Genomic DNA, 24,616 nt, shown 5'->3' with positions numbered 1-24,616 from the left:
ACCTCCCTTTCAGTAGCCCTCCATCGCCCGGTCGAGGATCGCAAGGCCGGCATCGATCTCGGCCGGCCGGATCGTCAGCGGCGGACTGAACCGGATCGCCGACTCGCCTGCGGGCAGGAGGGTGAGCCCGGCCTCGAACGCCCGTTTGAGGATCTCGTTCCTCTCCTCTCGGGCCGGTTCTTTCGTCCCCCTGTCCCGAACCAGCTCGATCGCCGCCATCAGCCCGATCCCCCGCACGTCGCCGATGATCCGGTGCCGCTCCATCAACCCCTGCAGCCCGGCGATCAGGTGCTCCCCGGTCTCGGTCACCCGCTCACCAAACCCTTTCTCGCGCATCACCGAGAGCACGGCCAGACCTGCGGCGCAGGCGGCGCAGTTGCCGCCGAAGGTGCTCGCGTGAGAACCCGGCGGCCAGGTCATCACCTCGTCTGAAGCGACGGTGACGCCGAGCGGAAGCCCCCCGCCGAGCGCCTTGGCAAGGCAGACGATGTCGGGCACCACGCCCGAATGCTCGGAGGCGAGAAACCGCCCGGTTCGGTAGCACCCGCTCTGCACCTCGTCGGCGACCAGGAGGATCCCGTGCTCGTCGCAGAGGTCGCGCAGGGCTCGCAGGAAGAGGCGGGGCGGGACGATGTAGCCGCCCTCCCCCTGCACCGGTTCGACGACGATCGCCGCCACCTCCTCAGGGGAGACCTCGGTCCTGAAGATCTCCTCTTTAATGTACCTGATCGCATCGAGGGCGCACTCGTCGCCCGAACACGGGCAGAGCGGACGGTAAGGGTCGGGATAGGGCGCATGCACCACCGGGAGAAACGGACCGAAATGCTTTCTCTGGATCACCTTCGCCGCCGTCAATGAGAGCGCCCCGTAGGTCCGGCCGTGGAAGCCGCCATAAAAAGAGATGAAATACTTCCGCTTCGTGTGGTGGCGGGCGAGTTTGAGGGCGGCCTCCACCGTCTCGGCCCCGGAGTTTGAGAAATAGACGCGGTCGAGCCCGGCGGGAAGCATCCCGACCAGTTCCTCGGCAAACCGCACCGGCACCTCGGCGCAGAAATCCAGAAAGGCGGCATGGGAGAGGCGGCCGACCTGCTCCCGCACCGCCCCGACGACCGCCGGGTGGTTCCAGCCCACGTTCATCACCGAGATCCCGGCGGTGAAGTCGAGGTAACGGTTCCCGTCGACGTCCCAGAGGTTCGTGCCCTCCGCACGCTCGATGACCAGCGGGTAGGCCCGCACCATCGACTGCGAAACCACCCCCGCGTCGCGCTCAAGGACGGCACGGGCACGCGGGCCCGGCGGCGTGACCTGGATCAGAGGGTCCATGATGTGAATGCCTGCCCGAGATATATAAAAATACTTCATATATTTATCGGGGGCGGCAGCAGGAGAAGAGATCGTTCATAACCGCAGAGATCAGAATTTAAAATATGCGTCTACCGGCATTCAAACTCGAACGCTACCTCTCACGCCACGAATTTTCCGCCCCCCGCCTGCTCTGCACCTCGGACTGCGAATCGGTCAGCATCGCCGACCTGCTGGCGCTCGAAGAGGGGGCGAAGGAGAGGTTCATGGCCAGAAACCTCGGCTACACCGAGACACAGGGCGACCCGGATCTGCGTGCCGGAATTGCAGGGCTGTACGCCGGGGTCGGCCCGGAGAACGTCCTCGTCTCGGCCGGGGCCGAAGAGGCGATCTTCCTCTACATGAACGCCATGCTCTCACCTGGCGACGAGATCGTCGTCCAGTGCCCGGCCTACCAGTCGCTCCACGAGGTGGCGCGGGGCATCGGCTGCCGGGTCGCGGCATGGACGCTCTCTGACGCAGACGGGTGGCGCCCCGACATCGAGCGGCTCAAGGACCTCGTCACGCCCTCGACGAAGGCGATCGTCATCAACAGCCCGCACAACCCGACCGGAGCGCAGATGATGAAAGAGGAGTTTTTTGCGGTGAAAGAGATCGCCGAAGAGCGCGACATCCACGTCTTCTCCGACGAGGTCTACCGCTTCCTCGAACACGACCCGAAAGACCGCCTCCCCCCGATGGCCGATATCTACGAGAAGGGCATCTCGATCGGCGTCATGTCGAAGTCCTTCGGGCTCGCCGGCCTGCGGATCGGCTGGACCGCCGCACAGGACACAGGCATGCTCTCCAGGATGGCGGCGCTCAAGGACTACACCACCATCTGCTGCAGCGCCCCGAGCGAGTTCCTCTCCACCCTCGCCCTCAGGCACCGGGAAGAGATCGTCGAACGGAACCTCGGGATCGTCAGGGAGAACCTCCCCCTCCTCGACCGGTTCTTCGCCCGGCACGCCGACCGGTTCTCCTGGGTCCGGCCGAATGCCGGGCCGATCGCATTCCCACGGCTCCTCCGGGGGAGCGCCGCCGCCTTCTGCGATGAGGCAGTGACGGGAGCGGGCGTGCTCCTCCTGCCGTCAGAGACCTACGGCTACGGCGACAGCCATTTCAGGATCGGTTTTGCGCGCCGGGACATGCCGGCGGCGCTCGCGGCGCTCTCGGACTTTCTCGAATGAGAGAAGGGAGCGACGTGTTTCCGGGGGGCGCCCCATCTCCCGGACTACTCTTCCCCCTCGCTCCGGCACCCGCCCTGCATCTCGCGCGTGATGATCAGGACGGGCACACTCGACCGCCTGAGCACCTCCTCCGAGACCGACCCCACCACCACGCCGGCGAGGTTGCTCTTCCCGTGAGAGCCCATGACGATGAGGGACGCCCTCTCCCGCTTTGCAATCGCCAGGATCTCGACGGAAGGGACACCCTTTTCAATTGCCGTCCTCACCTTCATGCCCGCCTCCCGCAGCACGCCCGCCATCCCGTCAAGGCGCTCCTGGACGTTCTCGCGCATCCGCCTCTCGATCCCGGCGTCGTACTCGACCATGCGGTCCCCGCTCAGCCACCCGATCCCGGTCGTCACGAGGTCGGTATCCCGCTCGTCGAGGACAGAGACGATCACCACCTCCTCCACGCCCGCACCCCGCATCTGCCTGACGCACTCGAGGGCCTTATACGAGCAGTCGGAGAAATCCGTGGGGAACAGCACCTTTCGAAACATTGCCAGCACTCCAGATAAGGAATGATCGCAGGGCGCAGGAGATAATGATTGGCATCGCCGCCCGACGCCCCGGAGAGACAGACCGGTGCCTGAGACCTTCAAGGGCGGAGCGGAGAAGATAAGAGACATGAGCGGACGCGTTCTTTCACCCGCTCCTCCAGCCCCTCGACCAGCCTCACGTCCCTCACCCGATCGATGCCGTCCGCCAGCACCTCGCCGGCCGGCCTGATCCCGAGATTGCCCATGAACGCCTCCATGACCGAAGTGAGGCAGGAGAAGTTGGACAGCCCCTCTCTCCCGCAGACCGCGAGGAGCAGGCCCGCGGGCATCGCCCTCCTGGCGCCGAGCGTCCGCGCCGCATGAAGCGCCTGGCAGCGGTCGATGACGACCTTCAGACCGCCGGGCACCGTATTGGTGTAGACCGGGGAGCAGACGACCAGGAGGGAGGCGTGGACGATGAGATGGATGAGTTCGCCCATTTCGTCGTCGAAGGTGCAGGTGCCGGTGTTGTAGCAGCGGTAGCACCCGATGCAGGGGTGGATGCTGAGGTCGTCCGGGTACACCACCCTCGCCGTTTTTCCGGCCGCTTCTGCCGCCTCCACTGCCCATCCGGCCATGATGCTGCAATTGCCGTCGGCCCGCGGGCTCCCCTGGACCACCACAACGTCTGCGGGTTGGAGGGTGAAGGGGCGCCTCGGCATTCTTTTTCCGACGACAGAGAGGAACCGCTCCCGGTTCTCCCTCAGTTCGCGTTCCCATGCCGCCGACTTCTGGAGCGCCGCCGTCTCCGCATCGAGCGGAACAGTGGGTGAGTACTCGTAGGTGTTGGTCAGGAAGGTGCCGACGACCTCGTCCCCCTTCGTCAGGTGGAGCAGATAGCGGACCATGCCGGGATAGAGAGAAGAGAGATCCTCGGCCCTGAGGGTGAGGATGTAGACGCCGTCCGGTGTCTCGATATCGGTGCGGAGGAGGGAGCGGACGTTCCCGGCCATTACCATGAACCGGGGTTTTTCCCCCTATAATTCTCTTGCGGTGCACCGGAGGCGCCGGGGAGACCTCACATCGCCATATCGCAACCCTCAAAATATCACACAAACAAGCATGTATCAGAATACAGGGGCACAGGATGGCTGGAGAGAGGAGAGACGGTGCGAACGAGGACTATCCGCTCAGCGAGGTGCCCCTCTCTGACCGGCGGGGGCTCCTGCCCACCACCGTCATTCTCCTCGGGTTCACCTTCTTCTCCGCGACCATGTGGGGCGGCGGGGCGATCGGCGTCGCCTTTCCCCTCTGGCCCGACCTCTTTGCCGTCATCGCCTGCGGGAACCTCCTGCTCGCCCTGTACGTGGCGGTGCTCGCCTACGTCTCCCAGAAGAGCGGGCTCAACACGGTGCTGATGGGGCGGTTCGCCTTCGGAACGATCGGGGGCAGGTGGGTGGATCTCCTCCTGGGCGTCACGCAGGTCGGGTGGTACGCATGGGGGACGGCGACGATTGCGATCCTCTTCTCCACCCTCCTGCACCTCGACGCGATCTGGCAGGCCCCGCTCATGCTCCTCTTCGGGTTCACCTTCTGCTGGACCGCATTCATCGGTTACCGGGGGCTCGAACGCCTCTCCATGGTTTCGGTCCCCCTGATGTGCCTCCTGATCCTGGTGAGCGCGGCGATCGCCACGCGGGACGCCGGCGGGATCGGCGGGGTCCTCTCCATCGCCCCCGCGGCGACGATGGGCTTTGGCGAGGCGGTGACCATCGTCGTCGGGACGTTCATCTCAGGGGGAACGCAGGCGACAAACTGGACGCGGTTTTCCGACACGCCGAAGAACGCCATCATCGCCACAATGATCGCCTTCTGCGTGGGCAACGGCCTGATGATCTTTGTCGGGGCGTACGGCGCCGTCGTGTACGGGGAGCCCGACATCGTGCAGATCCTTGCCCTGCAGGGCCTCCTCTTCTGGGGCGTGGTGATGCTCTTCGCCAACATCTGGACCACGCAGGACAACACGATCTACAACGTCTCGGTCGCCGGGTGCGACCTCTTCAGGACCGGACGCCGGCGGCTGATCACCCTGGTCGGCGCCGGCCTCGGCACCCTCCTCGCCCTGCTCGGGATGTACGCCTGGCTCGTCCCCTATATGGAGGTCCTGGGAACCCTGGTGCCGCCGATCGGCGGGGTGATCGCCGCCGACTTCTTCCTGAAGCACAGGGGGTCCTATCCGCCGCTCGAAGAGGCGGAGGCGTGCGCCTTCAACGCTCCGGGCATCGTCGCCTATATCGGGGCGTCGGCAGTCGCCGCCTTCACGCCGGGCATACCGCCGGTCAACGGGATCGTCGCCGCCGTGCTGATCTACCTTGCAGGCGATCGACTCTCCCGCCGCCGCCGTGCCCGGCGCTCCTGAGAGACGGGGAGAGCTCCTTCAGAAAGTCCTCATTGACCCGCCCTTTTTTTCCGACGACGTCAGCGCTCCTGATCGTGGTGAGACATGACGGCAGCGCATAGCTCTCCTCGAAGAGGTCGAGCCCGCCGGTGGCGAAGTCGCCGATTTCCAGGGGCACCGACGGGAGATCAGGGGATGCTCGACTCGTCACCGGGCAGACCCGCAGACGGCCGCCGCTCTCCCGGGCGACGACGATCGCAGGGCGGCGCTTGACGTTCCCGCACCCGTCGAAGAGAACCGGGGCGAGGACCACGTCGCCAACGAAATACTCACCCATTGCCGATCAGGTTGACGCCGGAAACCATAAGGGGGACGGATCCCGGCCTCAGACTTCAGGCGACGGGCGCTCCTTCCTCTCCTCATACTCTGCATTCAGGTAACGCCTGGCCCGCGGGTAGAGAAGGCGCTGGTAGACGTTGAACGAGTGGAACGACCCCAGGTGCCGCAGGGGATCCCGGACGCCCTTCAGCCGCTCGAAGAGGAAGGCATAGTTTCTGACCGCATACCGGTCCCAGAGATACCGGTTCACGGTGCCGGCCCTGATCAGGTCGCCGAACGCCTCAGACGCCGCCCGCTCGTAGTCGGTGCCCTCTATGATGCTCTGTGCGGCGAGGTAGCCCGACCGCACGGCAAACCGCATCCCGAACCCCCACATCGGGTCCTGGAGACCGGCCGCCTCCCCGACATACAGGCGGTCGCCGTCGCGGTACCTGGTCGCCGTCCTGAAACTCCCCACCCCGCCGCAGGGTGCAGGGTCACGGATATCGAGGTCGGTCATCCCGGCGAAGAGCGCCTTCGCCCGCTCCAGGCAGGCGCCGGCGTCCTGGAAATTGTCCATCAGCACCGTGGCGATACAGCCGCGGCCGTTCATCGCCAACAGGTAGGCATAGCCTTTGCGCGAGGCGGTCTGGTCGATGATCCCGACGGCGGTGTTCTCCATCGAGGTCGTGAAGGTGAAGCCCTTTGCAATCGCCACGAGCCCGTCCCTCACCGGCCCCGTGGCAATGATGTCGGCCTCCTCTTCGGCGCCCCGCCGGGAAAAATGGATCTCTGCCCCGGCGTCGAGCGCCTGGTCCCTGAGCGCCGTGTCAAGGCTCCCCTCAGACGTCCCGCGCCCGACCAGGTAGAACGCAGGTCGCCCGCAGGAGAAGTCCAGCACCTCCCGCCCGTTCGAGACAGAGAGATCGCGATAGGGGGCGTACTCGAAGTCGGTCCCGATCCCCATCTTCGCGAAATCGTCGAGGACGTCGGTCTCTCCCGACCAGTTCTCAAGCCCCTGGAGGTCCCCGTGGAAGCGCGTCCCGACATCGCCCCTCGCCTCGAAGATATCGACATCGCAGCCCGCGCGGGCAAGCGTGATCGCCGCCGAGAGACCCGCAGGGCCGGCGCCGAGGATCCGCACTCTCTCCATAGAAGAGCGGATATCTGCCGCAGTATTTAGACCTTTTCAACGGTGTTCAGGCAGCGATCACCGGCAGCGCCCCGCTCGCCCCCCTGCCCGGACCACACCATGAAGGATAAGGGGGAGGGAGCACAACCAATAGAACGAGCTTTATCACTGACCCCGGCCGGGGTCGAGGTGCCACATGAGAGCAAAAAGACGCAACCATATGATAGGGGGGCTCTGCGCCCTCATCCTGATCAGCCTCCTCGCCGTATCCGCAGGGGCCGTCTCTATCGACGAAACTGCTGGACTAAACCTCACCTTCCACAAAGGAACATACACCGACCTCTTTGCCCTCGGTCAGGCGGCCGACGGCGGATACCTGCTCTGCGGGTTCGGCTACGGCACCGCCGGGGAGAGCGCCCTCGTCATCAAGACCGACGCCGCCGGCGTCGAGGGGTGGAGCGCCGCACCCGGCGGGGACAGCGTGGCCGCCCTCCTCGCGCTGGAGGATGGCGGGGCCGTTGTCGCGACCTATATGGTGGACGGCGGATTCCTGGCCCTCAGCGACTGGGCGAACGCCACCGGTTCGTCGCAGCTCACCGCTGTTGATGCCGCCGGGCAGACCCTCTGGAACGTCACCCTCGACGGGGTGCGCCTCACCGATCTCGCCGCCCTCCCGGACGGCGGCATTGCCGCGGCCGGGTGGATCTGGATAGCAGGCGGAGAAAGCGATGCATTCCTGGGCGTCTATGAACCCACCGGCGCCGAGCGCTGGACGGCGACCTATGGCGGCAGAGCGGCGCACACCCTCTCACCCTCGCCTGATGGGTCGTTCTTCGTTGCAGGCACATACCGCCCGGTCATCGAGACGCCCGGCGCCTCGTGGCTGATGAAGGCGGACGCCTCGGGAACGAAACTCTGGACGAAAGAGATAGTCAACCGCACAATCCTCACCTCCCTGCCGGTGAGCGGCGGTGGATACCTGGTCGGCGGAACAATGACCGAGCCCTACGGCGAGAACGGCACCATGATCGCCACCTATGCCTGGGTCGCAGAGATCGACGGTGACGGCAACCTCGCATGGGAGCGGCAGGTGCCCGGCGCCGAGATCGACGCGATGGCCGAAGTGCCCGGCACCGGCTATGCGCTTGCCGGCCGCTGGGGCTCGGCCCCGCAGGTCCAGATCATCGACGGTGACGGGAACGTCCTCGACGGACGGGTATGGGATAGTGCCAAAGGCAGGCTTACCTCTGTGGCAGTGCTCGCATCAGGTGAGATCGCCGCCTCCGGGTGGACCGGGATGAACGGGAGCGCCGAAGGCTGGCTGGTCTCGTTCGCCCTCCTGCCCGGCGCAGGAACGCCGCCGCAGACCGAAGCGCCGGGCTTCGTGCTCGCGGGCGCATGCGCCGCCCTCCTCGCCGCCGGGGTTTTGAGAAAGACGAGAAAATAATCTCACTTTTTTTGGGTGCTTCACTCCTCGGTGTGGGTGGAGAGGGGATTTGCGATAGGGGTAGGGACGGGCAGACCGCCCCGGCACGACTATCCATCATTTTCATCGACAGATGCTCCAGCCCGCCCGCTCCCTCATGTCCAGAGCAATCGCATGCGGGGGTCCGGGGGTGCAACCCCCGGCGAGATGATGGGAGCCCTGCGGAGAACTCCCGGGAGAGGGGAGCATGCGCTCACCTGTGGGACAGGGCAGTATCATCCTGCAAAGAACAGCAAAGAAAAAAATAGGTGGAATCAGCGGTTTTTCTCGAAGACGTACACCGCCATCTTCCCGACCTGGTGGACAGAGACATCCCCCATCCCCTTCAGCAGACCTTCGAGTTTGGTCAGGTCCACCGGGGTGAACGCCTCGCCGCCGTGCAGTTCGGCAAAACCCTCGGGCGTGAACTCAGCGATCACGAAGCGCTCGTACGAGACGCGGGCGAGTTCTGAGATCACCTGCTCCCGCCGTTCCACCGGGACATGATGAAGAGCGCCGAAACAGATGCCGATGTCAAAGGCGTCGTCGCAGTACGGGAGATCAGACGCATCGGCCACCTCGAAACTGATCTTCTCGGCCACCCCGGCATCCGCGGCCAGACCCTCGAACTCGGCCAGTTTATCGGTATCCAGATCGATCGACGTCACAAAGCAGTCGTAGTCCTGTACGGCCATGATCGCAAGAGGGCCCGCCCCGATGTCGAGCACCTCCTTCTCGTCCACGTCCGCCAGAGAGAGAACGGCCTTACGCTCCTCACCATGCCGCACTTCGTTCATTCTTCCCTCAGCATCCTGTCAATGGCGGCCGCCGCCTTCTTCGCAGAGCCCATCGCCCAGATGACCGTGGCCGCACCGGTGGCGACGTCCCCGCCCGCATAGACGCGGCCAAGGGCCGTCTGCCCGTCGGCGTCCACGACCAGGTTGCCCCGCCGCTCCCGCTTCAGGTCAGGGAGCATCGAGACCAGCAGGGGGTTGGGGCCCTGCCCGATCGCCTCGATAAAGACGTCCGCCTCGATCAGGAAATTGCTCCCCTCAACACATGAGGGTTTCGGCCTCCCGCTCTCGTCGAGGTCGCACATCGACATCTGCACGCACTCGACCGCCTGCACCGTCTTCTCGCCGATCACCCGCACCGGGTTGGCGCAGCAGACAAACTGCACGCCCTCGGCCAGGGCGTTCTCGACCTCGACGGCGCGGGCCGGCAGGTCCTCCTCACGCCGGCGGTAGACCAGGGTCACCTTCCCGCCGAGGCGGCGGGCCACGCGTGCGGCGTCCATCGCCACGTTGCCGCCGCCCACGACGACCACGTTGCAGCCGCGCTTCACCGGGGTATCGAACTCGGGGAAACGGTCGGCATGCATCAGGTTCACGCGGGTGAGAAACTCGTTCGCCGAGTACACGCCGTTCAGGTTCTCGCCCTCGATCCCCATGAAGTAGGGGAGACCCGCGCCGGTGCCCAGGAAGACGGCGTCGTACGAGAGGAGTTCATCGGTGGAGAGGCTTCGGCCCACCAGGTGGTTGAGCCTGATCTCGACGCCGAGGCGCTTCACCTGCTCGATCTCCGCCCGCACGATCTCTTTTGGCAGCCGGAAGTTCGGGATGCCGTAGGTCAGCACCCCTCCGGCCTCGTGGAGGGACTCAAAGACCGTCACCGCATGGCCAAGGCGCGCCAGTTCGGCGGCGGCGGTCAGACCCGCCGGGCCGGAGCCCACGACCGCCACCCGCTTTCCTGACGGCGGCGCCACCTCGGGCAGTGTCATGCCGTGTTCGCGCTCATAGTCGGCGACAAAGCGCTCGAGGGCGCCGATGGCGACCGGCTTCTCCTTCTTCGCAAGAACGCACGAGCCCTCGCACTGGCTCTCCTGCGGGCAGACGCGGCCGCAGATCGCTGGGAGCATGTTGTCCCGCTTGATCGTCGCCGCCGCACCCTCGAAATCCTGGTTTGCAATCTGCTGGATGAACGCCGGGATGTCGATCCCGACCGGGCACCCCTTAACGCAGGTTGGCCGGACGCATTCCATGCACCTGAGGGCTTCGAGAACGGCGTTCTCCGCCGAAAGACCCTTATTGACCTCGTTGAAGTCCCGCACCTCTTTCCTGGCAGGCGACCCCGTCATCGGTGCTCGCCCCCGCAGCAGCCGCACCCTCCGTGGTGGTGGTAGTGCTCGACCGAGGCCTTCTCCTCGTCGACGTACATCCGCTGCCTCTGCATCAGGCTGTCGAAATCGACCTTGTGGGCGTCGAACTCAGGGCCATCGACACAGGCGAACTTCGTCTCGCCGCCGACGGTGACCCGGCACGATCCGCACATGCCGGTGCCGTCGACCATGATCGGATTGAGCGAGACAAAGGTCAGCACCCCGTACGGCCTGGTCACGTTCGAGGTGACCTTCATCATGATCGCCGGGCCGACGATCCAGACGCAGTCAATTTTCCGCTCCTTGAGGAGCTGCTCGAGCACCGAAGCGGCAAAACCGTGGATGCCCTTGCTCCCGTCGTCGGTCGTGACAAAGAGTTCGTCGCAGACCGCCGCCATCTCGTCCTCCAGGATGAGCAGGTCTTTGTTTCGCGCCCCGATGATCCCGATGACATGGTTCCCGGCCTCTTTTGCCTCGCGGGCGATGATCGGGGTGCTCGCAATCCCCACGCCGCCGCCGATGACGACGACGGTGCCGTATTTTTCGATCTCGCTCGGCTTTCCGAGGGGACCGGCGACGTCAGAGAGGGCATCGCCCTTTTTCATCGTGGAAAGGAACTCGGTCGTCTTTCCGACGGACATGAAGATGACGCGCACAGCGTCCCCGCGCACCGCCGAGATGGTGAGCGGTATGCGCTCGCCGTTCTCGTGGGCCCTGATCACCAGGAACTGCCCTGCCCGCGCGTGCCGCGCCACCTGCGGCGCGGTGATCCACATCTGAAATACCCTGTCAGCGAGCTGCGTTGCCTCCTCAACCTGATACAAATTATACCACTCCAGTTCGGATCATTCTTCGTCTCTCAAGGTTGGCGCTCGGTGCTCTTTACTTTACGCACCTTTACCGCCACGCCCCGGTGCGACCGCGTCATCTCGGCGGCCCCCATCATCGCCCGACCGGTCGCCATGGCCGCCGGCCCGACAACCAGCACCTCGTCGCCCGGGCGGACCCGCGGGTCGGCGCCGATGACACCGGGGGCGAGGACGTCGCCGTGCGGGACGAAATTGTCAATCTCCACGCGGTAGCCGCTGAGATACTCCCAGCCTTCAAATGTGGGCTTGTACAGCCCGGTCCCGGCATCGATGTTGAAGAGGATGGTTTTTCCCTTGAAGACCGCCTGCCGGCCGGGTTTGCCTTTCACCTGCATCCCCTTCGTCGCCACCGTCTCGCCGAACTGCCAGGCGAGCATGCCGGCGATCGGGGGGGGGCGCATCGAGCGCTCGCCCGCGAGGGCCTCGTCGAGGGAGCGCAGGGAGGCCGGGGAGGTCGGGTGGGCGGTGCAGGTGCGTTCGAGTTCGATCCCACACTCCTTCGCCGCCATCTCCGCCACTGCCAGTGCCCCGCCCTCGAGATGGGCGATCACACGCCCGTAGGGATGGGCCTTCAGGTAACGGACAAGGATCTCGGAGAGGAAGGCGCACTCCTCCCGGTCCCAGTATCCAGTCACCGGGACGTCGTAGTGCCCGGCAGGATAGACCGCTTCGAGTTCTCTCGGGACGACGCCGATCGGCGAGGTGATGATCACCTCGTGGGCGCGGCCGGCGACCGTGGCGATATATTTCTGGTGGCTCTGCGAGGCTGAGTAGGGTTTGCGGGCGGCGCACGGGAGGAGGACGACGACGTCGCTCCTCGGCGGGGCGTAGCGATCGACGACGCGGTCGGCAAACCGTTTGATCTCAGGCCTGTACATCGATTCTGAGGAGTTCGCGAGCATCCGCACCGAACGGACGATCGGCGCCGCCGCCTCGGCCATGTGATACTCCTGGTCGATGAAGCGCATGACCGAGACGGCGTTTGCGTCCATCCGGCACCGCATCTCCATCAGTTCGCGCACCTGTCCCCGGGCGATGAACCGGCGGACCGTGGCGCACTCTGCGAGGAGGGCCAGACGGTTATGGAGGCGGAGATCGCCGCTCTCGCAGCCGGCGCACCGGCACGCACCCTCCTCGATCTCGGCGGCCGGGAAGACGCCTTCAGGCGTGCAGAAGAGCCCCCGCGCCGCCATGAGATCGACCGCCGTGAAGTCGAAGAGGTCGAAGCCGGTGCAGGCAAGGAGGCAGGCGTTCGACGGGAGGGCGGAGGCCGGGGCGTACCATGCGGCGTCCGGGGCTACCCGCTCCCTGAGGGACGAAAGATAGTCCACGTATTTTCGCGGGTTTGCGAGGGCGGTGTGCCAGTTCGCAACAAGGGCGCACCCGCCCGACTCGCCGCCGCCCTGGAGGGGGTGGACGAGCGCCGGGCCGCCCTCGGGCTGGACGAAGTACTGCGTCACGAACTCCAGGTCCGCAGAAAGCGGGACGTTCGCATGCCCGAGGACGGAGAGCGAGGGAAACACCTCCCCCATCTCGACCGGGCAGGGGGTGGCGAACGACTCGCCGCCGATGGTGACGGTGCCGGAACGGGCGAGGCCGTCCCTTCCCCTCACATCAAACTGCATGCTCATCCAGCACCTCGATCTCCGGGAGTTCGTTCCTGACAAAGGCGGTCCATTCAGCAGGGCACAGCACGGTGATCGCGCTTTCCGGGTGGCTCTCTGCAAGCCGGGCAATGCCGCGGCACCCGGTCCGCACCATATCGTCGTCCCAGTAAGGGATCTCGGACTGGCCGATGGGGAAGGTCTCGGAAAGCCCCTGCGGATACGGCCCGAAGGGGGGTTTGAAGAAGAGCACGTCGTCGTAGCCGCCGGGCGACGACCCGGTCAGGGTGACGAGGACGCGTCCGCCGAGCGAGACACGGTCGAGCGTCCGCTGGTAGTGGACGACCTCGGTGCGCATGCAGCTCTCTGAGCCCTGGTAGAAGAAGCGCCGCTTGGAGACGTTGTCGTTACGCTCCAGCTCTCCCGTATGCCGCAGAAACTCGCGGTAAGCCTCAAGCAGACGGGGGTGGCTCCGGCAGCGGGTGTCAAGCAGTTCCCAGAGCGTGCCGTCGGTGATCGCCTGCCTGATCCGCGCGATCTCGGCCAGGGTGACATAGAGGTTGTGGAGGGCGAGCAGCCGCTCACGGTCAGGGCTCCGTTTCAACTCATCCGCAGTGTGGTTCCGGCAGACGGCGCAGGGGCAGGGGAGCTCGCTGAGCTCTTCCACCTTCAGGCTCCCGTAGGTGGTGAGGTAGCGGCCGTCCTTTGCAAAGAGGGCGTAGGCGGCCGAGTCGAATATGTCACAGCCCATGGCAACGCCGAGGGCGAACATCGCCGGGTGACCGGCGCCGAAGAGGTGGACGCAGGTCGAGGGCGAGAGGCCGCGCTTTGCCGCCAGCACCACATCGACCAGATCCTTGTAGCGGTAGTTCTCCATCAGGGGGACGACCGCGCCGATCGGGCAGAAGTCGAAGCCGATCTCCTGCACGGCGCTGCCGGCATACTGCCGCAGCTCGGGGAAGAGAGCGCCCTGCACCGGGCCTGCCAGCTGGGCGTCGGGCCCCAGGAATGCCCGGGCCTCCCTGATCCTGCCCAGGGTGATCGCAAGTTCCTGCTCTGCCCGCTCCCGGTCGGCATCCGGCGTGGTCGGGATATCGAGGGGGACGATGATATCCGAACCGATCGCCTTCTGGAACCCGAGGGTCTGGAGGTTGGTGATCTCCACTTCGCCATAGACCATCAGCTGGAAGGAGCCTGAATCGGTCATGATGACGCCATCGAAACCGAGGACCGAGTGGAGCCCCTCGGAAAGGGCGCGCTCCCTGAAGTCGGCGCTCTTCGAGAAGATGTAGGCGTTGGTGATGATCGCCTCGACTCCCATCTCCTGCATCTCGCGGGGCGTGATGATCGGGAGGTGCGGGTTGACGACCGGGAGGAGTGCCGGCGTCTTCACCGTCTTCTCTCCTACCCTGAGCCGACCGATCCTGCCGGCGATGTCCTTCTGGAGGACCTCAAACGAGATGCCCATTCACGCCTCCTCCTCATGGAAGATCTGCCCTTCAAAGGTGAATGTCTCGACATCCTCCCGCCGCCAGCACCCGGGCGGAAGCCCGGCCTTCGTGCAGGTGTGGTCGAGAAACGCCCGGGCGTCCCAGCCGTACTCGGTCGCCACCTGCGGGAGCAGAAGCCCGCTCCTGCCGGCCCCGGAGAGGATCAGACCGTGCCGTCCGACCTCCACATGATCGGCGCGTTCAGACGGCGGACAGGTGAGAGGCTCGGGCTCTGAGAGGACGGTCACCTCGATCCTGATCCTGGAGAGCTCTTCTGCCCGGACCGGCAAAAAGCGCGGGTCTTCAAGGGCTGCGGAGAGTGCCGCGTGCACGATCCCCTCGCCGAGGGGCATCACCGGGTACGGCAGGCCGATGCAGCCCCGCAGATCGCCGTCCTCGGTGAGTGTGACGAATACGCCCCGCATTTCAGAAAAGATCCGGGGCAGCGGGGGAAGGGTAAACGTTCCCCCGCTGAGTTCTGTTTCGAGGGCGGTGCGTGCAAGGTGCACAGCGGTCCCGCCCTCCTCACTGGTCAGCGCAATCATTACTGATATATTCACGTGCGTCTATACTATTAAGAGGAGAGGGAGAGTGCGGCTGACGGTGGCCTTCGGGCTGCTGAGGAAAGTCCCCCCACCGACCAGGTACGCAGCCGCATGCAAGTGCGGGTGGCGAGAGTCATGGCAATGACACAGAAACGACACGCCCCGCCGTCAGTGATGAAACGGCCGAGCCTCAGGGCGAGAAGCGCACATAGGTTGCGCGAGTTAACCCGTTGAACGTAGCGGCGGGAACCGATGAAACGGTGAATCCCTGCGGGTGCAAGCCAGAACAGGGCATAAGGGCGCCTGGGCCTGTCCGGGTATGGCGCGTAGCTGAATGCCGCAAAGAACAGAAGGGGGCTTACTCCTCCGACTCCACATCTTATTCTTCGATTCTTCACGATTACATGCGGTTCTCCATGAGAACTCAGTTTGCGGTCATGCGCGGTGGCCCCTCCACCCCGAGAAATCATCACATCTTCGCACCTGGAGAGTAAGAGTTCTGGAAAATCGAGCGGCCTCCTCCCGGGGGGCCTGCTGACCCGCAAAACTGCGATTTAGGCAGGGACAGGCAAACCTCGCCGGCATGTCCGCCCATAATTTTTCATCGAGAGATGCTCCGCCCTTCCCGTCCTCGCATGTCCAGGGCAATCGTATATGGGGGTCCGGGGGTGCAACCCCCGGGGCGGGGCGGGCGTTGCGTGAGTGTACGGGAATCAGGTTCTGCCTCTGCCGGGGGGCCTGCCGCCCCCCGGTCCCCCCGCCGAGTGCGATTGAGGCAGGGACGGGCAGCCCACGCCGGCACGCCCATCAATAATTTTTTCATCGACAGATGTTTCTCCCTCCCCGTCCTCGCATGTCCAGGGCAATCGTGTGCAAGGGTCCGGGGGTGGCAACCCCGGGGCAGAGGCGGACTTCGACATTCGTTCTATCGTCTCTGCACATCGAGAACGTGAGGGTTCCAGAAGATCGAGCAGTTCCCTGCCGCTCCCCGGTCCCCCCGCTCATTACGATTGGTGCGGAGATGGGCATACCCTCGCGCAGAGGTCCGGGGCGGCAACCCGCGCGAACAGGTGAAGATACCTGAACATTTTCGATTACCTGACGGGGCTGCATAGTTTATATCGGATCCAATCACCTTGAGTAATACGATGTATATCCCCACGCCCGCGGAGCTCAGGGCAAAGCGGATCATGCTCGGCCTCCGTCAGGCAGACGTCGCCAGAAAAGCCGGGATATCCCAGTCGATGGTGGCCAGGATCGAGGCCGGGACCGTCGACCCGCGGGTGAGCACCCTGAACAAGATCATCCAGGTGCTGAAGGTCGCGAAAAGCCCGTCGATTACCGCGGAACAGGTGATGCACGCCCCGGTCCACGCCGTCTCCCCGCAGGACGCCATCACCACGGCGGTGGGGATCATGAGACAGGAAGACGTCTCACAACTCCCGGTGATCGAAAACGGTATCCCCATCGGATGCGTCTCCGAATCGACGATTGTGAATGCCATCGAGCAGACAGGGATCGCGCGGGCGCATACCCGTAAAGTGAAAGACTTTATGGAGTCGGGTTTCCCGACCATCCCGCCGGATATCGATATCGAGACCGTCGTCCACCTGCTCCAGCAGCACCATGCCGTGCTGGTCGTCGGGGAAGGAAGGGTGAAGGGTTTGATCACCAAACACGACCTGATCACGCTGATCGTCTAGATCAGAGAGACGAGATCCCTTAAAACGGCGGCCGGATCTTTTGCCTTCACCACGCCCGATGCGAGAAGGACGCCATCGGTTCCGAGTTCAAGGGCAATCCTGACGCACTCGCCGGTGCTGATCCCGGCACCGGTGAGCACCCGCACCCCGGGATTCACGTTTTTCACGGCCAGAACAGATCGCTCGATGATCCCGGGATCGGCCTTTGAGACAGAAATGCCGCTGCCAATCAGCTCGGGCGGCTCGATTGCCACATAGTCTGGAGAGAGCGCCGCAGCCGCCGCGGTCGTCGCGGCGTTGTTCGTGCAGATCACCGTCTGAAGGTCTGACTTCCGGGCGGCAGCACAGCTCGCCTCGATCGCTGCAAGGGTGAGCCTCCGCTCAGAATGGTTGATCAGCGTCCCGAAAGCGCCGGCCGCCCTGACCTGCTCTGCAGTCACGTGGCCGGTATAGGCCCCCGGAGCGACGCCGTCGATATGCTGTGCATAGACCGGGACTGCATAATGCATCGCAATCGGATGGAGATCGGTGTACGCCGGGGCGACGCCGATGGCGACCCCGCTCTCCTCGCCGATCTCCTCGGCGGCGGCAGCGATGATCCCGGCGCCCTCGCCCATCCCCTCGGCATATGCCTTCAGGTTGACGATGATAAGAGGCTCAGCCATAATGGTCACTCCCTCTTGATCTTTATAATATCTCCGAGAGTCGTTGAGATTTTGCCGCCCTTCCGGGATGTGATCTCATCGTCTGAGACGTCAAGAAGTGAGATGCCGAGCGCCTTCTCGAGTTTGACACGGACCTGGTCTTCAGGAATGAGGTCCCCCTTCTCGATCTTTTTAATGAGGATCTCACGCTCCTTGATCTCGTTTGCAAGGTCCTTCTGGGTCCAGTTTTTCTCGATACGGGCCTTTTTTATCCTCTCGCCGAAGTCGTCGACAACCTCGCCGACCATCAGGTCAAAGACATCGCGGCCTTTGCGTTGCGGAGCGGCAGGTGCAGCAGGTGCTCTCCGCCCTGGTGCAGCCGGGCGGGGCTGTGCCACTTCTACACCCAGACGTGCGCACTTCAGGCATACCTGAAGCACCGCACCCTCGATGTTTACTCTTTTTGGGGATCCATGTATCGTATCCCCACATAATTCGCACTGCATACTACTCGCAAACACATTTAAGTCATTTTATACTATATACCTATTCGAGGAGGAGCGATGGGGGACAGCGGCTGTGATATAACGGAACCGCAGAACAGCGAAGAACTCTGCAAGTACCTGCTGGAGCGGATATCCAACCTTGAAAACCGCAACCTGGAACTGCGAGAGCGGATGCGGCAGATGGAGTCTGAGAAGCGGTACGTGGAGACGCAGAAGATCCGGTACGAACGGGAGATGCGGAAACTGCGGAGCGAGATCGAACAACTCAGGAGCCCGCCCCTCGTCGTGGGGGAGATCATCGACATCATCGACAACAACCGCGTCGTGGTGAGAAGCAGCGCCGGTCCCAGGTTCCTCGTCCGGGTATCGCAGTTCATCGATCCAAAGGATCTCCGTTCAGGGAGCCGCTGCACCCTCAACCAGCAGTCTCTCGCCCTGATCGAGGTGCTCCCGAACAACTACGACCCCCAGATCTACGGGATGGAACTCGAAGAGCGGCCCGGGGAGATTTACTCCGATATCGGCGGGCTCGAAGCCCAGGTCCAGGAGTTGAAGGAGGCGGTCGAACTCCCGCTCACAAAGCCGCACCTCTTCGAGCAGGTGGGGATCCGCCCACCAAAAGGCGTTCTCCTCTACGGCCCGCCCGGCACCGGCAAGACCCTGCTCGCCCGTGCCGTCGCCCACGAAACGAACGCCCACTTCCTCAGGGTCGTCGGGTCTGAACTGGTGCAGAAGTATATCGGCGAGGGGGCGCGCCTGGTGCGGGAGCTCTTCGAGATCGCCAGGGAGAAGGCGCCTGCAATCATCTTCATCGACGAGATCGACGCCGTCGGAGCGCACCGGACCGAGTCGGTCACCTCGGGCGACCGCGAGGTGCAGCGGACCCTGATGCAGCTCCTGGCCGGGATGGACGGCTTCGAGGCGCGGGGCGACGTGAAGATCATCGGCGCCACGAACCGGATCGATATCCTGGACCCCGCACTCCTGCGGCCCGGAAGGTTCGACCGGATCATCGAGATACCGCTCCCGGACATAGAAGGGCGGTATTCGATCCTGAAGATCCACACGAAGGGGATGAACCTCGAATCGCAGATCAACCTCCTCGACATTGCCAAACAGACAGAAGGCCGTAACGGCGCCGATCTCAGGGCGATATGCATGGAGGCCGGGATGTTCGCCATCAGGGATGAACGTTCGCAGGTCAGCGGCGAGGACTTTGTCAGGGCGCTCCACAAGGTCTCCACCGGGTTCAACCGCCAGACCCTCAAGAACACCTTCGGCGAGATGTTCGCCTGAAGGGAAAATAACCCTTTTTTCCGGCTATTCTTTATCCGCCCGGCAGTTTCCGGGAGCAGAGGATTAAACGATGCGCCTGTACCGGGGGGCCTGCCGCCCCGCAGAACTGTGATTGAGGGGATGGTGGATGATCGCCTCTCCGGCCTGACCGTTCCCTCATGTCCGGGGCAATCCTCGCGCGGGGGTCCGGGGGCAGAGCCCCCGGCAGAGCATACGGAGAAAGCGAGTGATCTGCATGCCCTTACCGGGGAGCCTGCTGCCTCAAAGACCTGCGAGTGGGGAAGAGATGGCGGCGCTCCTCTTCTGGACCCTGCCCCTGCCTTCGCAGCCTATCGCGTGAGGTCATCCAGAGGAGAACTCAATGCTCTCCCAGCCCCATCTCACCGCTCGCCGATCGTCTCCCCGGGAAGCGCCCACACCTCAAGGTCGCCGTCCGGTCCCTCGGTGACCACGGGGCGGCCCTCCTGAAAGCAGATATAAAGGCGCCGGTCAGGCGGACGGTCGGGATCGACCTCCCGCTGTTCAATCGCATGCGCACAGGCGAGAGTACAGCAGCGGCCCGGTGCCATCTCGAAGAGGGCGAGGGCGACATAGCGTTTGAGATACCACCGCAATTCTGCGGCAAGGGCGAGGGCTGCACCGAGTGAGATGACACGGACGGACACGCCGTACGGCGTTTTTTCAGGACGATAAAAGCGGAGGATCTCGCGGCTCGTCTCTGACGAAAAAAGAGTTGTGTAAAGGTCAGTCCCATCCCGCTGGACGAGGATGAGGTGCATACCTCAGATATACATCCTGAGGTCGGCAGGCTTTTCCTTCCGGGCGACCTTCCTGACCGCTTCAAGGAAATCTTCGTTCTCGGCAACATCCGAGTTCCGGCGGACCGCCCGCATCCCGGCCTCCCGGCAGATCGCCTGGATCTCCGCACCGGTCATCCCGCCGGTGAGCGGGACCAGAGCGTCGAGGTCAACGCCGGCGAGACTCATCTTCTCGGTGTGGATCCTGAAGATCTCCCGGCGAGAGTCCTCGTCTGGCACCGGGATCTCGATGATCCGGTCGAACCGCCCGGGCCGCAGGATCGCGGGGTCCAGGATATCGATCCGGTTCGTCGCCGCCATGATCCGCACATTGCCCCGGTTGTCGAACCCGTCCATCTCGGCCAGGAGCTGCATCAGGGTCCGCTGCACCTCGGCGCTCCCTGACGTCCCGTCGTTCGTCCGCTGGCTCGCGATGGCGTCGACCTCGTCGATAAACACGATCGAGGGGGCATGCTCCCTGGCGAAGGTGAAGAGCTCGCGGACGAGCTGCGCCCCCTCGCCGATGAACTTGTGCACCAGCTCAGCCCCTGACATCCTGATGAAGTCGGCATGGGCATTGTTCGCCACCGCCTTTGCGATGAGGGTCTTTCCGGTGCCGGGCGGGCCGAAGAGGAGGATCCCCTTGGGGGGTTCGACGCCGACCTTCGCAAAGATCTCCGGGCGGGTGAGCGGGTACTCGACCGCTTCCCTGACCTCCTCGATCTCTCCCCGGAGCCCGCCGATCTGCTCGAAGGTGATGTTCGGCGCGGTCTCGAGTTCCATCACCCTCACGCGCGAGTCATAGATGGTGCCGACGGTCTTGACGATGGAAAGAGCGTTATTTACCGCCACTTTCATCCCGGGCTTGATCGTGTCGTAGAGTTCGGGGCTGACCCTCGTGATATACTCCTGATTGTTCCCCTGCTGCCTGAGATATACCTCGCCGTCACCGAGTTTATCGACGATGGCAGCGACAAAAAGAGGCACGCGTTTGAGCTGGTTGTTCTCTCTCCTCAGCTGATTGACCTCTTTCTGGAGCAACTCGTTCTGCATCTTCAGATCCAGAACTTTCGCCTTCATCTCCTGGACCTGGAGTTTATACAGATCATTGTCATTGCTGACGTTAATCACGGAGTCTTCCATGTCACTAATATAGTGGATTCTTTATACATTTATTAGGTGTGGATGTGATAATCAAAGGACGTGGGATTGCACGGGGATCAGCGACCGGAGCGTTGCTGGTATCCGATGCACCGCTATCATTCCTCTCAGGGGTCGATCCTGAGAGCGGCGTGATCATCGAGGAAGGGCACCCCCTGAAGGGCGAGTCGATCGCCGGCAGGATCTTTGCCTTCCCGTACGGGAAAGGCTCCACCGTGGGCTCGTACGTGATCTACGCCCTTGCCAGAAATGGCAAGGCCCCGGCGGCGATCATCAACAGGGAGGCCGAACCGATCATCGCCACGGGGGCGATCATCGCAAAGATACCGATGATCGACCGACTCGAGGCGCCTCTGCCGGCGCTCAAAGGGGGCACAGAGGTAACCGTGGACGCCGATGCCGGCACGGTCTCATGGCAGGAATGAGGGGCAGGCATCCATGCAGGTAAACTGGCGGGAGATCACGGCCGCGAAGAACTCGTTCGCCGCGCTGTACGCCGCCTGCGAGACTGAAGGCTACGCTCTCCGCCCGGTGAAGGAGCCGGAGGGCGATGTCACCTGCTACAGCCTGAACTCGATCAACGCCCCGGCGTTTATGGAGGAGATCGCAAATGCGCCCTGCACGACGATCGTCGGCGGGCCCCATGCGACCGCCTGCCCGATGGAGATGGCAGCCTATGCCGATTACGTTGTCGTCGGCGAAGGGGAGTACACCCTCCCCCGCCTCCTCAGGGCGATCGAGAACAGGACGCCCGGTCCGGTACCGGGCGTTGCGACGCGGGAGGGGCTCTGCCCGCAGGACCATGCGGTGTTTCTCCCGGCATACCCGCCGTTCTCGCAGTTCAAGGGATATATCGAGATCTCGCGGGGGTGCCCGCACGGCTGCGCATACTGTCAGACCCCAAATCTCTTCGGCCGGAGGATGCGCCACCGCCCGGTGGACGAGATCGCGCGGGCCGCGGCGCATTTCCGGGACGCCCGGTTCGTGACCCCGAACGCCCTCGCCTATGGATCCGACGGGATCAGGCCGCGCCCGGAGAAGATCGAGGCGCTCTTCCGCGCTCTTCACCGGAACGAGATCTACTTCGGGACGTTCCCGTCAGAGGTCAGGCCCGAGTTCGTCACCGGCGAGGTGCTGGACCTGATCACCACCTACTGCGCCAACCGGAGGCTCCAGTTCGGGGCGCAGTCCGGAAGCGACCGGGTGCTGACGATGCTCCGCCGGGGCCACACGGTCGCGGACGTGGAGCAGGCCCTCGACCTCTGCAGGGACGCCGGGCTGACTCCGGTCGTCGACTTTATCGTCGGCCTCCCGTGCGAAGAGGAAGAGGACGAACGGGCGACGCTCAGCCTCGTCCATGAGGTGACGCGTCGCGGCCGGGCGCATGTCCACCTCTTCACCCCGCTGCCGGGCACCCCCATGGCCGGCATGAAAGCACGGGATCTCCTGCCGGAAACCCAGCGCGATCTCGGGAGACTCGCTCTTGCAGGCAAAATTTCCGGCTCCTGGAACGATCCCGAGAGAAGATTTTATAGGAATCGCTAGAGAATTTTCTATCATGATTGATGTGCTTTTGCTGGCAGATCTCCACGGCCAGTTGGGCAAGATGGAGGCATTCCTTGATCTCCAGCCCGACATTGTCATTATTGCCGGCGATCTCACACAGTTCGGGCCATGCGACATGGTCAGGAAGATGAGCGCGCTCATCGACGTACCGTGCTTTGCGGTACCGGGCAACTGTGATCCATGTGATATCTGCGATGCGCTTGAACACTCGGACTGCGTCAACCTCCACGGATCGAGTTTCTCGATCGGAAAGGTGTCCCTCGCCGGAATCGGCGGCTCAAATCCGACGCCATTTGATACACCGTTTGAACTGCAAGAACCTGAAATTGAGCGCCTGATCGTACGGGCCATATCACATATGGACAAAAACGTCCATAATGTGCTGATCTCCCATGCACCGCCCCACGGGGTCCTGGACCTTGCCGGGGAAGAGCACGTCGGGAGCACCAGCGTGAAAAACCACATGAACGAGTTCGATCTCGTATGCTGCGCCCATATGCACGAACAGAGGGGCGTGGAAGAGGTGGACGGCGTCAAGGTCGTCAACCCGGGCCCGGCATCAGAGGGCTACTGCGCCATGATCCACTTCGGCGACGAGCCGAAGGCTATCGGGATCGAGCTGCTCAGGGTCTGAGCAGTTCGAGATATGACTGCGGGATGTGGTCACCCTCTATCCCGAGTTCCCCTTTTATGCACTCGATCTGTTTCTCCGCGTCCCCGCCCAGTTCATGGGCCATCACCTCGATCTCGACGAAACTCCCGAGACCCTCGACGACATCGAGGGCGACATGCGCCGTCCCGAGGGGGAACTCCTCCCGGTGTTTTCTGACTGAAGCATGGAGACGGAACCCGAGGCGCTGCAGCACGTCCTCCATGATCTCGCCGGATTCGACGACGACGTTGAACTCCTCGCGCGTCTTCGAACCTGTGCCGATCACCTTCGGCCCCTTGTAGGTCACGGTGCACCGGTCACCCTCATAGCGGATCCTGAGGGCTTCGTCGGTCGTGCCGAAGTCCCTGACCGGATGGTTGTAATAGACGTCGCGCTGATCGGTCGATACCGGGGAGGCCGCACCGATCTGGACGAGACGAGCACGTATTTTCGGAAGATCCGCAACCCGGATCTTTGCTTCGACTTCAAACATCCAATGCCACCAATTTAAGTATTTTCGTCGAGACTTAATATAGACAAGGTGTATCTCATGGCAATTAACGAAGGAGACATCATCAGACTCAACTATACAGGCCGGGTGGAGGGCGAGATTTTCGACACCACCATCGGGACTGACGCTGAGGAAGCAGGCATCAAGAACCCGCAGAAAGACTACGAAGCGATCGTTGTCCGGGTGGGGAGCAACCACGTCATTCCAGGCCTCGACGAGGCGCTCGTCGGCAAGGAGATCGGCCAGCAGTACGAGGTCGAGGTGCCGGAAGAGAAGGGCTTTGGCCCCCACGACATGAAGCTCGTCGAGTCCGTGAACACCAACCAGTTCAGGGAGAAGCCGAAGTTCGGCATGCGCATCCAGTCGGGCGACCGCGAGGGTGTCGTGGTCAACGTGCTCGGCAAGAAGGCGGTCGTCGACTTCAACCACCCGCTCGCCGGCAAGACGCTCACCTACACCTTCACGATCGAGGGCATGGTCGAAGCCGTCGAGGAGAAGGCGCAGGGCTTCATCAAACTCTTCTCAGGCCGCAAGATGGACCTCTCCTTTGCAGAGGGCACGCTCACCCTGAACCTCCCGGCCGGGATCAACTACGACAAGCGCTGGGTCATGGCCCGCGGCATCGTCGTCCACCAGATCTTCGAGTACATCCCCGAGGTGAAGGATATCGTCTTTGTCGAGACCTTCAAGCGCCCGGAGATGCCAGCCGAAGAGCCGGCCGAAGTGAAGGAAGAATAAATTCATCTTTTTTT

At 63.6% G+C, this 24,616-nt stretch carries 25 protein-coding genes and 1 other RNA gene; 10 read left to right on the top strand and 16 right to left on the bottom strand.

Features of this window, described 5'->3' with window-relative positions; translation table 11 throughout:
* Positions 1–9: 9 nt before the first annotated feature.
* A complete protein-coding gene (locus METLI_RS06040; RefSeq protein WP_004038876.1) occupies positions 10–1,323 on the bottom strand; it encodes an acetyl ornithine aminotransferase family protein in 1,314 nt (437 codons plus the stop codon).
* Positions 1,324–1,427: 104 nt separating this feature from the next.
* Here METLI_RS06040 and METLI_RS06035 point away from each other — a divergent pair, with 104 nt between their 5' ends.
* A complete protein-coding gene (locus METLI_RS06035; protein WP_004038875.1) occupies positions 1,428–2,531 on the top strand; it encodes an aminotransferase class I/II-fold pyridoxal phosphate-dependent enzyme in 1,104 nt (367 codons plus the stop codon).
* 44 nt (positions 2,532–2,575) lie between these two features.
* Here the strand turns inward: METLI_RS06035 and METLI_RS06030 are convergent, their stop codons facing one another.
* Positions 2,576–3,058 carry a universal stress protein gene (locus METLI_RS06030; RefSeq protein ID WP_169313801.1) on the bottom strand — a complete coding sequence of 161 codons (483 nt, stop codon included), beginning with the start codon at positions 3,056–3,058 and terminating at the stop codon, positions 2,576–2,578.
* Positions 3,059–3,168: 110 nt separating this feature from the next.
* Complete coding sequence (locus tag METLI_RS06025; protein WP_004038873.1) at positions 3,169–4,062, bottom strand: flavodoxin family protein; 894 nt, start codon at positions 4,060–4,062, stop codon at positions 3,169–3,171.
* A 134-nt stretch (positions 4,063–4,196) separates the two neighbouring features.
* Here METLI_RS06025 and codB point away from each other — a divergent pair, with 134 nt between their 5' ends.
* Positions 4,197–5,468: a cytosine permease gene (gene codB, locus METLI_RS06020; RefSeq protein ID WP_004038872.1), complete on the top strand. Its 1,272-nt coding sequence runs from the start codon at positions 4,197–4,199 to the stop codon at positions 5,466–5,468.
* Here the strand turns inward: codB and METLI_RS06015 are convergent.
* The gene (locus METLI_RS06015; RefSeq protein WP_004038871.1) at positions 5,389–5,784 is read right to left on the bottom strand and encodes a type II toxin-antitoxin system PemK/MazF family toxin; all 396 of its coding nucleotides are present in this window, start codon (positions 5,782–5,784) and stop codon (positions 5,389–5,391) included. The genes codB and METLI_RS06015 overlap by 80 nt on opposite strands.
* Before the next feature lie 48 nt (positions 5,785–5,832).
* A complete protein-coding gene (locus METLI_RS06010) occupies positions 5,833–6,918 on the bottom strand; it encodes an NAD(P)/FAD-dependent oxidoreductase (RefSeq protein WP_004038870.1) in 1,086 nt (361 codons plus the stop codon).
* 175 nt (positions 6,919–7,093) lie between these two features.
* Here METLI_RS06010 and METLI_RS06005 point away from each other — a divergent pair, with 175 nt between their 5' ends.
* Entirely contained in the window at positions 7,094–8,344 is a 1,251-nt protein-coding gene (locus tag METLI_RS06005; protein WP_004038869.1) for a hypothetical protein, read from the top strand.
* Between the two features lie 293 nt (positions 8,345–8,637).
* Here the strand turns inward: METLI_RS06005 and METLI_RS06000 are convergent, their stop codons facing one another.
* From METLI_RS06000 to METLI_RS05975, 6 genes are read right to left on the bottom strand one after another with little or no spacing between them, the layout of a single operon-like run.
* On the bottom strand, positions 8,638–9,159 hold the full coding sequence (locus METLI_RS06000; protein WP_004038868.1) for a class I SAM-dependent methyltransferase: 522 nt from the start codon (positions 9,157–9,159) through the stop codon (positions 8,638–8,640).
* Positions 9,156–10,499, bottom strand: a complete 1,344-nt coding sequence (gene gltA, locus METLI_RS05995; protein WP_004038867.1) for an NADPH-dependent glutamate synthase — start codon at positions 10,497–10,499, stop codon at positions 9,156–9,158. The genes METLI_RS06000 and gltA overlap by 4 nt, the downstream gene beginning before the upstream one ends.
* The gene (locus METLI_RS05990; protein WP_004038866.1) at positions 10,496–11,344 is read right to left on the bottom strand and encodes a sulfide/dihydroorotate dehydrogenase-like FAD/NAD-binding protein; all 849 of its coding nucleotides are present in this window, start codon (positions 11,342–11,344) and stop codon (positions 10,496–10,498) included. Before METLI_RS05990 ends, gltA begins: the two co-directional genes overlap by 4 nt.
* A 35-nt stretch (positions 11,345–11,379) precedes the next feature.
* Positions 11,380–13,020: an archaeosine synthase subunit alpha gene (gene arcS / locus METLI_RS05985; protein WP_004038865.1), complete on the bottom strand. Its 1,641-nt coding sequence runs from the start codon at positions 13,018–13,020 to the stop codon at positions 11,380–11,382.
* Positions 13,004–14,461, bottom strand: a complete 1,458-nt coding sequence (gene tgtA / locus METLI_RS05980; protein WP_004038864.1) for a tRNA guanosine(15) transglycosylase TgtA — start codon at positions 14,459–14,461, stop codon at positions 13,004–13,006. Before tgtA ends, arcS begins: the two co-directional genes overlap by 17 nt.
* The gene (locus METLI_RS05975; RefSeq protein WP_004038863.1) at positions 14,462–15,028 is read right to left on the bottom strand and encodes a TIGR00296 family protein; all 567 of its coding nucleotides are present in this window, start codon (positions 15,026–15,028) and stop codon (positions 14,462–14,464) included.
* Between the two features lie 36 nt (positions 15,029–15,064).
* Here METLI_RS05975 and rnpB point away from each other — a divergent pair.
* Together rnpB and METLI_RS05970 are read left to right on the top strand one after the other, a co-directional pair.
* Positions 15,065–15,401, top strand: an RNA gene (gene rnpB, locus METLI_RS12565) — RNase P RNA component.
* A gap of 775 nt (positions 15,402–16,176) precedes the next feature.
* Complete coding sequence (locus METLI_RS05970) at positions 16,177–16,731, top strand: CBS domain-containing protein (protein WP_004038862.1); 555 nt, start codon at positions 16,177–16,179, stop codon at positions 16,729–16,731.
* Here the strand turns inward: METLI_RS05970 and tpiA are convergent.
* Together tpiA and METLI_RS05960 are read right to left on the bottom strand one after the other, a co-directional pair.
* Positions 16,728–17,396 carry a triose-phosphate isomerase gene (tpiA, locus tag METLI_RS05965; RefSeq protein ID WP_004038861.1) on the bottom strand — a complete coding sequence of 223 codons (669 nt, stop codon included), beginning with the start codon at positions 17,394–17,396 and terminating at the stop codon, positions 16,728–16,730. The two genes, METLI_RS05970 and tpiA, sit on opposite strands and share 4 nt — an antisense overlap.
* A gap of 5 nt (positions 17,397–17,401) precedes the next feature.
* Positions 17,402–17,881, bottom strand: coding sequence for a multiprotein bridging factor aMBF1 (locus METLI_RS05960; protein WP_004038860.1), 480 nt, complete (start codon positions 17,879–17,881; stop codon positions 17,402–17,404).
* Positions 17,882–17,938: 57 nt separating this feature from the next.
* On the opposite strand from METLI_RS05960, the gene METLI_RS05955 reads away from it, so the two are divergent.
* Complete coding sequence (locus METLI_RS05955; protein ID WP_004038859.1) at positions 17,939–19,177, top strand: proteasome-activating nucleotidase; 1,239 nt, start codon at positions 17,939–17,941, stop codon at positions 19,175–19,177.
* 380 nt (positions 19,178–19,557) lie between these two features.
* On the opposite strand, the gene METLI_RS12400 is transcribed toward METLI_RS05955, so the two are convergent.
* Both METLI_RS12400 and METLI_RS05945 read right to left on the bottom strand, forming a co-directional pair.
* Positions 19,558–19,956: a DUF5804 family protein gene (locus METLI_RS12400; RefSeq protein WP_004038858.1), complete on the bottom strand. Its 399-nt coding sequence runs from the start codon at positions 19,954–19,956 to the stop codon at positions 19,558–19,560.
* Positions 19,957–19,959: 3 nt separating this feature from the next.
* Complete coding sequence (locus tag METLI_RS05945; protein ID WP_004038857.1) at positions 19,960–21,117, bottom strand: proteasome-activating nucleotidase; 1,158 nt, start codon at positions 21,115–21,117, stop codon at positions 19,960–19,962.
* A gap of 44 nt (positions 21,118–21,161) precedes the next feature.
* Here METLI_RS05945 and METLI_RS05940 point away from each other — a divergent pair, with 44 nt between their 5' ends.
* The 3 genes from METLI_RS05940 to METLI_RS05930 are packed head-to-tail and all read left to right on the top strand — an operon-like array spanning position 21,162 to position 23,335.
* Positions 21,162–21,560 carry a DUF126 domain-containing protein gene (locus tag METLI_RS05940; protein ID WP_004038856.1) on the top strand — a complete coding sequence of 133 codons (399 nt, stop codon included), beginning with the start codon at positions 21,162–21,164 and terminating at the stop codon, positions 21,558–21,560.
* Between the two features lie 13 nt (positions 21,561–21,573).
* Positions 21,574–22,680, top strand: a complete 1,107-nt coding sequence (locus tag METLI_RS05935; RefSeq protein ID WP_004038855.1) for a TIGR04013 family B12-binding domain/radical SAM domain-containing protein — start codon at positions 21,574–21,576, stop codon at positions 22,678–22,680.
* A gap of 13 nt (positions 22,681–22,693) precedes the next feature.
* Positions 22,694–23,335, top strand: a complete 642-nt coding sequence (locus tag METLI_RS05930) for a metallophosphoesterase family protein (protein ID WP_004038854.1) — start codon at positions 22,694–22,696, stop codon at positions 23,333–23,335.
* Here METLI_RS05930 and cyaB read toward each other — a convergent pair.
* On the bottom strand, positions 23,325–23,846 hold the full coding sequence (gene cyaB / locus METLI_RS05925) for a class IV adenylate cyclase (RefSeq protein WP_004038853.1): 522 nt from the start codon (positions 23,844–23,846) through the stop codon (positions 23,325–23,327). The genes METLI_RS05930 and cyaB overlap by 11 nt on opposite strands.
* Positions 23,847–23,903: 57 nt before the next feature.
* Between cyaB and METLI_RS05920 the strand changes: the two genes are divergently transcribed.
* Positions 23,904–24,602, top strand: coding sequence for a peptidylprolyl isomerase (locus METLI_RS05920; RefSeq protein WP_004038852.1), 699 nt, complete (start codon positions 23,904–23,906; stop codon positions 24,600–24,602).
* The last annotated feature ends 14 nt before the right edge of the window (positions 24,603–24,616 follow it).

Origin of the sequence: Methanofollis liminatans DSM 4140 (assembly GCF_000275865.1) — an archaeon.
In the GTDB taxonomy this organism is placed as follows: Archaea; Halobacteriota; Methanomicrobia; order Methanomicrobiales; family Methanofollaceae; genus Methanofollis; species Methanofollis liminatans.
The sequence above is the reverse complement of the archived record's forward strand: the minus strand, read 5'-3'. Positions and strand labels throughout refer to the sequence as shown.